Origin of the sequence: Leeuwenhoekiella palythoae, assembly GCF_900130045.1 — a bacterium.
Lineage (GTDB): Bacteria > Bacteroidota > Bacteroidia > Flavobacteriales > Flavobacteriaceae > Leeuwenhoekiella > Leeuwenhoekiella palythoae.
Map to the genome: position 1 here is coordinate 229,971 of NZ_FQXT01000005.1, position 11,878 is coordinate 241,848.

The 11,878-nt window shown below is 40.6% G+C and carries 8 protein-coding genes and 1 tRNA gene; 8 read left to right on the forward strand and 1 reads right to left on the reverse strand.

All coding sequences use genetic code 11. From position 1 onward, the window contains the following. Positions 1-35 precede the first annotated feature (35 nt). Positions 36-1,355 carry a UDP-N-acetylmuramoyl-tripeptide--D-alanyl-D-alanine ligase gene (locus tag BUA96_RS14350; RefSeq protein WP_317041307.1) on the forward strand — a complete coding sequence of 440 codons (1,320 nt, stop codon included), beginning with the start codon at positions 36-38 and terminating at the stop codon, positions 1,353-1,355. A 354-nt stretch (positions 1,356-1,709) separates the two neighbouring features. Here BUA96_RS14350 and BUA96_RS14355 read toward each other — a convergent pair. Continuing rightward, positions 1,710-1,784 (reverse strand) — tRNA-Val (locus BUA96_RS14355). A 163-nt stretch (positions 1,785-1,947) separates the two neighbouring features. On the opposite strand from BUA96_RS14355, the gene BUA96_RS14360 reads away from it, so the two are divergent. The 7 genes from BUA96_RS14360 (at position 1,948) to BUA96_RS14390 (ending at position 11,877) form a co-directional block, all read left to right on the forward strand. After that, positions 1,948-2,877 (forward strand): sugar phosphate isomerase/epimerase family protein, encoded by a 930-nt coding sequence (locus BUA96_RS14360; RefSeq protein WP_072984197.1) that lies wholly within the window; start codon positions 1,948-1,950, stop codon positions 2,875-2,877. A gap of 376 nt (positions 2,878-3,253) precedes the next feature. Then, complete coding sequence (locus BUA96_RS14365) at positions 3,254-4,459, forward strand: site-specific integrase (RefSeq protein WP_072984199.1); 1,206 nt, start codon at positions 3,254-3,256, stop codon at positions 4,457-4,459. A 92-nt stretch (positions 4,460-4,551) separates the two neighbouring features. Beyond that, positions 4,552-5,457 (forward strand): hypothetical protein, encoded by a 906-nt coding sequence (locus BUA96_RS14370; protein ID WP_072984201.1) that lies wholly within the window; start codon positions 4,552-4,554, stop codon positions 5,455-5,457. Between the two features lie 3 nt (positions 5,458-5,460). Beyond that, the gene (locus BUA96_RS14375) at positions 5,461-6,282 is read left to right on the forward strand and encodes a hypothetical protein (protein ID WP_072984203.1); all 822 of its coding nucleotides are present in this window, start codon (positions 5,461-5,463) and stop codon (positions 6,280-6,282) included. 89 nt (positions 6,283-6,371) lie between these two features. Next, positions 6,372-6,944 carry a hypothetical protein gene (locus BUA96_RS14380; RefSeq protein WP_233430656.1) on the forward strand — a complete coding sequence of 191 codons (573 nt, stop codon included), beginning with the start codon at positions 6,372-6,374 and terminating at the stop codon, positions 6,942-6,944. A gap of 56 nt (positions 6,945-7,000) precedes the next feature. Beyond that, entirely contained in the window at positions 7,001-7,396 is a 396-nt protein-coding gene (locus tag BUA96_RS14385) for a hypothetical protein (RefSeq protein WP_072984207.1), read from the forward strand. A 116-nt stretch (positions 7,397-7,512) separates the two neighbouring features. Next, positions 7,513-11,877, forward strand: coding sequence for a CusA/CzcA family heavy metal efflux RND transporter (locus BUA96_RS14390; protein ID WP_072984209.1), 4,365 nt, complete (start codon positions 7,513-7,515; stop codon positions 11,875-11,877). Position 11,878: the final 1 nt, after the last annotated feature.

Below are 11,878 nucleotides of genomic sequence, written 5' to 3' on the forward strand. Positions count from 1 at the left end.
ACTAATCTTATTTAAACGCCCTAAGTTCACTAGCTTTGGGCGTTTTTTTATTCCTGCATATGACTATTCAAGAGATTCATCACTTATTCCTGGAAAGCGACGGAATAAGCACCGATACCAGAGCGATTCGTAAGAACACGCTTTTTTTCGCCCTCAAAGGCGCCAATTTTAATGGAAACACCTTTGCTTATCAAGCTTTAGCCTCCGGCGCATCTTATGCAATTGTTGATGAAGAAGCATTCGACACCGGTGATAAGACCATTTTAGTAACCGATGTTTTAAAAACGCTTCAGGAACTGGCTTACACCCATAGAAAATATTTAGACATTCCCATTCTGGCACTTACCGGAAGTAACGGAAAAACCACCACCAAGGAACTTATTAATAAAGTCCTTTCTAAAAAATTTAATACGACAGCCACGCAGGGCAACCTCAACAACCATATAGGCGTACCGCTCACGCTCCTATCTATGACTAAAAACACCGAAATAGGTATTGTAGAAATGGGCGCTAATCACATTGGCGAAATTGCAGAACTCGCAGCAATTGCAGCGCCCGATTTTGGGTACATCACTAACTTTGGAAAGGCGCACTTAGAAGGTTTTGGTAGTGTTGAAGGTGTAATTCAGGGAAAGAGCGAACTCTATGAATATCTCATAGCACATAAAGGCACGTTGTTTTTAAATCTGGATGACCCTATTCAGACAAAAAAAGTAAAAAGCACGCACAGTTTTTGCTTCAGCGCACTGGAAGACGCCGACACAAAAATCGTTTATCAAGAAGCGCAGCCCTTTGCCAATTTTGAATTTGATGATTTACACGTGCAAAGCAATCTGATGGGCCAATACAACACCATCAACTTGGCCGCAGCTGCAACTATTGGGATGTTCTTCAAAATTGATAAAACAGCCATTAAAGAAGCTCTGGAGTCATATATACCCACAAATAACAGATCGCAGATCATCAATAAAGGAAAGCAAACCATCATACTTGATGCCTATAATGCCAACCCCACCAGTATGGCTGCGGCGCTTCAGAATTTCTCAGACTTAAAGGGAGCGAATAAAATCGCATTTCTTGGTGATATGTTTGAATTGGGAGATACCGCGCACGAAGAGCATCAGATCGTAGCAGATACCTGCGCAAACCTAAACATTGATTACACGGTATTTTTAGGAAAGAATTTTGGCAAAGTAAAAACATCGGGATATAAATACGAAAATCTTGAAGCCCTTGAAAATTCGGGATTTCCAGAGGTTTTGCAGGATAAATTAAAAGAAGCAACAATCCTCATTAAAGGTTCCCGCGGAATGAAGCTAGAAGGTTTATTAGATCTATTAGACAGCAACAATTAGTAATTTTAAAGTAATCAGAATTTACTCCACAATTTTCTCAATAAGCAGAACATCTCTGAGGGAAGTTTATAAGGTATTGACGGGATATACTTTAATTTAGATACAATGTTTTTACCAGATACCCTTTGGCACCAATAAAAATGAGCCTATAAAGTCCCCTATTCTTTATAAGCCCATTTTAAATCTAAATCCAACAAGATTTTTTTGTAATTATAAAAGCATCAATTTAAAATGACCTGTAATTACAAATGCAATATACTTGTGATATCTTATATTGAAAATACCCGATAGCGGGTATTTTTGGCGATTACAATGCATAAAAAAAGCTTAAGTCTTTGAACTTAAGCTTTCAAGTGGGACATATTGGATTCGAACCAATGACTTCCACGTTGTCGACGTGACACTCTAAACCAACTGAGTTAATGTCCCGGAAAATGCCGCAAATCTAATGTAGTTTTGACAAATATCAAATAAAATAAGACAAGCTTATAAAAATAAAAAATTGTCATATTTTAACGCTTAAATTCGTTTTTTGATAATTTCCAGTAACGCTTTTATTACAATAATCAATACTTCACACAAACCATACACTATGTCACTTATTAAGAGAACAACTTTTTACAACAGATTTTTTCTGTTACTAGTACTGACCACTTTTGCCATCTCATGTGGTGAAAAGAAAAAATCTGATTCAGAGACCACTCAAATCACAACCGAAACTGAGGAAGCATCTAATTTTGGCGGACTCGCTTTATACACGCTGAGAGATGCGATGGCCCAAGACCCAAAAGGCACTTTACAAACCGTTGCTGAAGATGGCTATGCCTATGTTGAAGCTGCAGGATACGAAGATGGAATGTTCTACGGAATGACACCAGAGGCTTTTAAAAGCTTTTTAGATAGCATCAACATCACTCCTATGAGCACCCATCAAGGATCTGTTAGTTTAGAGAATGCTAATCAAATGATCGCTGATGTTAAAGCAGCCGGGTTCAAGTATTTTGTAGTACCGGTTCCGCCAATGGGAATGTTCACTTTTGATGCCGAGTCTCAAACTTTAGGAATGGAAGGTACTCCTAAAGAACTTGCAGATATTTTAACCACGTTAGGTAAAAAATGCAAAGAGCAAGGTCTTACACTACTGTACCACAATCACGATTTTGAATATAAAGAAAATGCTGAAGGTATTATCCCTATTGATTATTTGCTTGAAAACACTGACCCTGAATTTGTGAATTTTCAGATGGATCTTTATTGGGTAACCAAGGCCGGTGCAGATCCTGTAGCATATTTTGAGAAGTATCCGGGTCGTTTTAAACTATGGCACGTTAAGGATATGGATGATCAAGGGCGCTTTGCTCCGGTAGGAGAAGGCAGCATAGACTTAGCTAGAATTTTAGCCAATAAGGAAAAATCAGGGATGGAATACTATTTTGTAGAACAAGATCAAACCTTCAATCACGAGCCGCTAGAAGCGATCAAAATCAGCCATAAGGCTTTAGGAGAACTTGGTTTCGAATAGGTTTTAAGAACAAAACAACACAAAAACCTGCTTTTACGAGCAGGTTTTTTTATTTTAATTCCGCCAGAATCCCAATAACAAGTTCTCAAAGCAAATCTCAACGTTGTTATAATTTACAACGCAACCAAAAACAAAAAGGCTTCACATTTCTGTGAAGCCTTGTCTTTGCTAGTAGCGGGAACTGGACTCGAACCAGTGACCTTCGGGTTATGAGTTTTTGATACTACCATATCAATTTAACCTAAAAATACTATAAATCAATGTTTTATATATGATTTAATATATTTTAACAGCAAATAATATCAAATAAAACTAACAAATGTTGTACCTATGTTGTACCTAAAATAATTATCTTTATAATCCAAAAGTAATTATTATGGCAACAGTAAGAGTGGTTTTAAGAAAAAAGAAAAATAAAGCCGGAAGGTTTCCTATTGCTATTCGCATAACTAAAGACCGTAAAAGTTCTTACCTAAATACAGGTCAATATATAGATGTAAAATTTTGGGACGAGAAAAACCGCAATGTTAGGAAGTCGCACCCTAATTCAAAGATGCTGAATAATTTTATTTCAACCAAGGTTGCAGAAGCTAACGATAAGGTTTTGAAATCTGAAATGAATCCTGAGTATCAAACCGTATCGGATATTAAAACGAAAATTATTGCTACAAAGGGACTTGATTTTTTTGCCGTAGCTGAAATGCACCTTCAAAACTTAAAAAACAGAAATAAACATCATCAGTATGACACTGAACTTGGGCGAATAAAAAAGTTCAAGGAATTTCTTGATAAAGATATTCTTCCGTTCAACAAGCTGAATTCAACAGTTCTTAAAAAGTTTGAAACTTTCCTGCTTCACAAGAAAAAACTTGCGCCCAGAACAGTCGTGAATTATTTAATCCTTATTAGAACGATATTCAATCTTGCAATTTCTGAATCAATTGCAGATAGAGGATTATATCCATTTGGAAAAGGTAAAATGACAATCAAAATCCCAGAGGCTCAAAAAATAGGATTTAGTGCTGATGAAATACAAAAGCTAGAAAATGCAAACGGTATTACCGAAGCACAACAAAAGGCAATCCATATTTGGCTTATCAGTTTTTACTTTGCTGGAATACGCGTTGGCGATGTTTTAAAATTAAAGTGGTCAGATTTTAATGATGGGCGCCTACTCTACCGAATGAACAAAAACAGTAAACTGGTTTCACTCAAAATTCCTGATAAAGCCATCGAAATTTTCAATCATTACAAGGAAAACTCAAATTATAATGGCCTCGTGTTTCCTCAACTGAAAGGTGTAAATCTAAATAACACCGAGGAAGTATCAAAAAGAACCCAATCCATTACCCGCAATTTGAACAGACGATTAAAAATTGCAGCAAAAAGCCTCGGAATACAGAAAAATATAAGTATGCATATTGCTCGGCATAGCTTTGGAAATATTTCTGGTGATAAAATCTCAATCCAGATGTTGCAAAAATTATATCGCCACTCTTCTGTAACTACAACGATAAGATATCAAGCAAATTTCATCCACAAAGATGCCGATGATGCTTTGGACAGTGTAGTAAATTTTTAAGCAAAATGTTTGCCAGCTGTGAACATCTTCCATAATAATTCTAACATTTTAGAATTTCATTCTTCTACCTTTATAAGCTAAAATTTTTGCTTATGGTTTTAAAGGTCAAATGGATAGATTTCAAAAGTCAAATCGATAAATATATAATTGAGGGCGAAGCTCTGGTTGAAAAATATAAATCTTCAAGAACTGAAGAAGAATTTGCCGAGTTAAAAGCTTCAAAGCAGTCTTGGGAAAATAATGTGATAGAATTTGTTAAAAAATCCTTTGAACCAGAACACATTAATTTCGCTTATGAATTCAAAGCCCAGAGAGGCTATAATCTGGGAATGAAGTTAGGCATTGACCAAAAAATTAAAAATGTCATCCAAGCTCTAAAAGATGAAATCAATGGCCTCGAATATTACCTAAAAATACTCTTCATTTCTGATGCTATAATTCGTGCCGATGAAATTGATTTAGAAGAGCGAAAAACCCTTGATACGGAAGGCAAGCTCGACTTTATTCTTTCCAAACTTTACGACCTGTATGACGATAGAAAGTACCATTCCATTAAATGGATTCTTGAAGGCAATGGTATTGAACTGTGCGGCCATAGTGAAGATTGGGACTTTGGAAGAATGCTTGAAAATCGAAATCTAATAGAATGTCTTAATGGTAAGGACGTCAATGCAAAACTCACATTGGAAGGAAAATATGCCATAGAGCAGGCAAGAAAAGCCCAAGTAACAGACTACTCAAAAATTAGTAGTTCTGAAGAAGAGCTAAAAGCACTTATAGAAAGTGTTTTAAAAGAAGTCAAGAAGTTGGGAATGGGCCAACAAATCATATTTGATGAATTTGATGAGCTGAGGGATGATATTCCGAAGCTGAGTAAAAAATCTTTCGGTCAACTATTAAAATCTAAGTTGTATGATTTGGTAACTGCCAAAGCCTTAGATAAAGCATTAGCCAGCGAAATATTCAAAGAATTTACAAATCAGGTATTGCCATTTTAATCTATGAAGTTATTTGCAAGATTCAGGAACAAACTCAAAAAACTATTTCAGAAAAATAAACAACCTGAATATGAGGTAACGCAATTTGTGTTTTCGGACAGACAGCGTATTGATGGTAAATCGACTATTTCCTTTTTCGTAAACAATCCCAAGCCAGATGTTAGCGTAACACGAACTTTTGAGAGCGAAGATGAGACCGTTAATTCTCTTATGGACAATAACGATTTTCGAAGAATGCTATTTGAAAACTTATTTCCCGCATCCAATTCTGTAAAATACCATTGCGGTATTAAAGAGCCCATCACAGTACCTAATAAAATGCCCGGCGATATTGATATTCTTCTTTTTGAAGATGGGCAACCAGAAAATACCATTGGTATAGAATGTAAAATTGTAAAGTCAAAATCTTCAGAGAATAAACCACCAAAAATAAATAAGGTAAACAGCGTACAGAAAAAAGGGACTCAACAAGCTAATGGATATGCTGAAATTGGTTTTAGTAGGGTCTATCTTATGGTTATACTATTGGACGATGGCCGCCATTATAAAAACCCGAATGTAATGTTTAGAAGTACACCGACTGAATGGTTGGATGAACTTTATGGATTTGATTGGGACAGCCGGTTAGATAGTGATATAGGTATCATCTATACACACGTAAATCAATTTACTTCAAATCATATCAATCAGACCAAGGGCTTAGGACTGCGTGTTGAACGTGAAGCTGTAACTAAAGAACAAGATGAAGGTCTAACCGAAAAAATACAAAGCCTTATTCGACACGCGAAGGTACTTGCAGAATATGCGGCAAATTTGGCAAACTAACGTTCGAGCACGTTCCGCCTCAGAGTGCGTTCAACACTAACCCCGTATTTTTTCAGAAATCAGTACATCTTCACGATAAGAAAAGTCCCTTGTATGGAAAGCGCATTCGCAGTAATCAAGGTGCTGGCGGCTATTATCTTTGCAAATCCTGCAACAACTTAACGGGCAGTTACTACGGCGAAAGCTATAAGAAGTTTGCATATATGGGAATGATGGCCGTGACAAATCGAATTTGGGCATCAAAGGTTATAGCTTTTGAATACGCCATTCAACCTCTCAACATACTAAAGCAAGTCTTGTCTATGTTTATGTCGATTGATACAAGTGACCAACTTCTAAATTTAGAAAGGCTATCAAAATTTCTATTGGATAAAGATTCCCAGGCACTTCCAGAAAATATAAGGGTTTTTGTATATCATACTGCTACAAAGCAAGTCAGAAATGGTTGGGGAATGGCAAGAACGGAAAAAGGGTTTCACACTCTTGGTGAGATTACCTATCCACCATTTGGTTTGGTTTATGCTTTAGATTCTGAACCTACACGTAATGATTTTTTTGAAATTTCCGGTTTCAAGAATTATGTTTTCAATCAAACTGTTCAGGCGAGATTGACCATACCTTTTTTGACACCTAAAACATATATTCCTGGCCTTTACACATAACCTAAAATTCTTTGCAACACAGTTGCAGCAAAATTCTGTTATCTTTACATTTCAAAATGAAACTCATAACATCCATATCATTATCAATGCTATTCCTGTTTCAGGGAATGGGCACAGATATGGATATGTGCGAGCAACTGGAAAAAATATCCAATTTCATCACGCACTACCAAGAACACAAGGTCTATGACGGCGATTCCTTCTTTGAATTTATAGTAGAGGATTATTTTAACGATGATGGCGATAAGGAAGGGCATCACGATGGTTCTGAAAAAGACAAAGTTCCAAATCACACCCACCACCAATGTTGTCATCCTGTAGTGTTCATTGCCAACTCAAATAGTATTGAAATAAAAGCGCACTGGCCAGAGAGCAAAAGCCAGTTCGACCATTACACTTCTCAGTTCAATTCCAGATTTTTGGAATCCCTTTTCCAGCCCCCTCGGGTTTAATTCAGTTCTCTTAAGATAGTTACATCCTGTTTTGAAATTTCTTCAAGGAAGTTTCAAGGCCGTTTTCGTATTTGCGAAAACATCATTTCATTTTTTACTGAATTAATACCCTGTCTATGATCAACAGAATCATTGATTTCTCAATCACTAATAAACTTATTATTGGGCTGTTTACCCTGCTCATTGCAGGCTGGGGAATCTACTCGCTCAATCAAATACCCATTGATGCCGTACCCGATATAACGAACAATCAGGTGCAGGTCATCACAACTTCACAGAACCTCGCCGCACAGGAGGTGGAACAATTCATTACCTATCCCGTGGAATTGGCGATGGCCAATATTCCCGGGGTAGTGGAAATCCGTTCCATATCCCGCTTTGGACTTTCCGTGGTGACCGTGGTCTTTGAAGAAAATATGGGTACTTATTTACCCCGCCAGCTTGTAAACGAAAAACTGAAGGAAGCCGAAGAAAATATCGGTGCCGATTTGGGAACACCCTCTATCGGGCCAATTTCAACCGGACTTGGCGAAATCTATCAATACACGCTGGAAGTAGAACCTGGCTATGAATCCCAATACGATGCCGTAAAGTTGCGAAGTATCCAGGACTGGATTGTAAAACGCCAGTTGAGTATGACCCCTGGTGTAGTGGAAATCAGTAGCTGGGGCGGGTACATCAAGCAGTACGAAGTGGCGATTGACCCTTCCGTATTGAATTCCTATGACCTGACCTTGCCCGAAGTCTTCAATGCATTGCAACAGAACAATGCCAATACGGGGGGCAGCTACATCGAAAAAGGTCCCGAACTTTTTTATATACGCAGCAAGGGATTGGCCAAGGATTTTGAGGATATACGCCAGACCGTAATCACGAACAGGAACGATGTGCCGCTTACCGTTGGCCAGATCGGCGAGGTGGGTGTTGGGAAGGCACCACGCTATGGGGCCGCTACCAAGGACGGAAAGGGCGAAACCGTCGTAGGAATCGTAATGATGCTAAAAGATGCCAATTCTGCCGATGTCATTGCCCGCGTCAAGGACAATGTTGCCAGAATACAGCAAACACTTCCGGAAGGAATTACCATCAAACCTTTCCTTGACCGTACCCGACTGGTAGAAAAGACGACATCCACTATTTCTGAAAACCTCATTATCGGTGGGCTTATCGTGATATTCTTTTTGGTATTCCTGTTGGGAACTTGGCGTTCCGGACTTATCGTAGCCTCCGTGATTCCGCTTTCGATGCTTTTTGCATTGGGAATGATGAACACTTTTGGCGTCTCGGCCAACCTGATGAGCCTTGGAGCCATAGATTTCGGAATCATTGTCGATGGGGCGGTCATCATCATAGAGGCAATGGTCGTCCTTTTGGTAGCGAGACTGGCAAAGCTCAAAAAACTATCGAAGGAAGAGCGGAAATCCGAGGTGAACAAATTGGCGTTCAAATCCTCGTCCCAGATGATGAACGCGGCGATTTTCGGCCAGATTATCATTCTGATCGTATTCATTCCAATCCTGACCCTTAGCGGAATTGAAGGCAAGATGTTCCGACCGATGGCACTCGTTTTCGGATTCGCCATCATAGGCGCAATGATTCTATGCTTAACCTATGTACCGATGATAGCATCCAGCCTACTGTATTCCAAAAAACTGGATAAAGAAACCTGGGGCGACAAATTTATGGGCTGGCTGGAACGCAGGTACCGTCCTGTTCTGGATTGGGCACTATCAGCAAAAAATCTTGTGGTCATTGGTGCTGTAGTCCTTTTGGGGATTTCCATTTTCATATTCTCGACATTGGGTGGGGAATTTATCCCAAAACTGGATGAAGGCGATTTTGCATTGGAAACACGTATGGCGCCCGGAACTTCCCTTGAAGAAATGACCAAGAATATGGGCAAACTGGAAGCCATACTATTGGACAAATTTCCTGAGGTCAAGACTGTGGTAACCAAAATCGGGGCGGGCGAAATTCCTACCGACCCGATGCCCATTGAAGGTGCGGACATAATGGTCAGCCTAAAAAATAAGGATGAATGGACTTCCACGGATAGCAAAGAGGAACTTGCCGAGCAAATGGAAGAAGCCCTATCGGTTCTACCGGGGGTGGATGTTGAATTTTCCCAACCAATCGAAATGCGTTTCAACGAACTGATGACGGGGGTAAAACAGGATATCGCCGTGAAAATTTATGGTGAGGACTTGGAACTGTTACAGGAAAAAGGAAACCAGGCCGGGGAAATTATAAGGGGTATTTCCGGTGCGGCGGATGTCCGTGTGGAACAGGTGGTAGGACTGCCCCAAATCGTTATCGATTTCAAAAGGAATCGAATGGCGGAATACGGACTTACCATTTCTGAGCTTAACCAGATCGTTAGTACCGCCTTTGCAGGGGCGACCACAGGAAAGGTTTTTGAGGGGGAACGAAGGTTCGACCTTACCGTCAGGCTACAGGAAAAATCACGTGAGGGCATCGCATCCATTCAAAATCTATATGTCCCGCTTGCCAACGGCCAGAAAATCCCGCTGCGAGAGGTGGCGGACATCACTTTTGAGGATGCGCCCGCCCAGATTTCACGTGATGATACAAGCCGCCGTATCGTCATCGGGGTCAACGTACGCAATAGGGATACCCAATCCTTGGTGGAAGAAATGCAGAATACCCTGCAACAGCGGCTCGACCTTCCGCCCGGCTATTCGGTTACCTATGGTGGCGAATTCGAAAACCTGCAAAGAGCACAAAAAAGACTCTCGTTGGTAGTTCCTTTGGCCTTGGTGCTCATTTTTGTCATCCTGTTCATCAGCCTTCGCTCGTTGAAGCAATCCCTTTTGATCTATACTGCCATTCCGTTTGCCGCGGTAGGTGGCGTGTTTGCGCTTTGGTTGCGCGGTATGCCGTTCAGTATTTCCGCAGGGGTAGGTTTTATAGCCCTGTTCGGGGTTGCCGTTCTCAACGGTCTGGTCTTGATAAGCAGTTTGAACGAGCTGAAGGCCGATGGTGTGACAGATTTGAAGACCCGGATACGTAAAGCGGCCAAATCCCGCCTCCGCCCCATCTTCCTGACAGCTGTAACCGACATCGTAGGCTTTCTGCCTATGGCCCTTTCCGGCTCATCAGGTGCGGAAGTTCAAAGGCCCCTGGCGACCGTCGTCATTGGCGGATTGTTCACGGCAACCTTACTTACGTTAATCGTTTTGCCAGTCTTGTACAGCTGGTTCGAAAAACCTAAAAAAATAGAACTGAACCCTTCGATTGCAACGGTGCTGATATTGCTACTCGTTTCTTTTTCAACCCACGCACAGACCGGGAAGGAAAGCAAGGGCGTATCCCTTGAGCAGCTAAAGCAAAGGGCTATTGCAAATAACCCTATGCTAAAAGCGGATAGTCTGAACATTTCAAAGAACAGAAAACTGCAGGCGACGGCATTCAATCCGTCGAATACGAGTTTTTTCTATTCAGAGGAGGAAGTACCCGGCAACGGTGTTAACCAGTCCAATCTAGGAAGCGGGATCAATAGCTATGGCATTAGCCAAAATTTCGATTTTCCGACCACCTATATCCAGCGCTCACAACTGTTGAAACAGCGAACGGTAGTTTCTGAAAAAAGCTATCAGCTACAGCGCAATGAACTTGAACGGCAAGTGGCAACGGCCTATTATAAATGGGTAAACGGATATCAGAAGGTCCAATTTTACAATCGTCTGGACAGTCTATACACCAATTTCGAGAAAGCGGCCAAACTTCGGTACGAGACCGGCGAAACGACCAAATTGGAACAACTAAATGCCAGTAGCAATCGAAAACAAATCGAACTGAGGCTAAAGGAATCAAAAGTACGCTACAATTCCGCGGTCTTGGAACTGGAACAGTTGACGGCCTCGAAAATTTCCGCGGAAGTGTACCCATCGGAAATAAAGCATACCCCTTTACTGATAGAGGACGGAAACGACCTCTTGACAGAAGGGAACGCTTTCCTTTCCTATCGAAACGAGTTGGTCAATTTGGCCGAGGAAGAAACCGATGTCCAGCAATCCCAATGGTTACCCGATATCAACTTGCAATATTCGTTACAGACGATTGATGGAACCAGCGGGTTTTATGGGTTTCAGGCCGGGATAAGCATCCCGCTCATTTTCAATTCCCAAAAAGGGAACGTACAGGCCCTGAAAATCGAAAGGATGCGCCAAGAGGAACTGTTTAAAAATGAAAAACTGACGTTATCGAAACGACTTGCAACGGCAACCGCCAATTACGAACAATGGTTGCAGCAGGTGGCCTATTATGAGGAAACCGGGCTGCCTATGAGCGAGGAACTTTTCGACGGGGCGTCCCTTTCTTTTCGTGTGGGCGGCATCGATTATATCGAATACATACAGAGCTTGTCCGAAGCGACCAACATAAAGATCAATTGGTTCGACGCCCTGCTCAATTACAATTTATCGGTTGTGGAAGTCGAATACCTAACTACTAAAAAGTAAA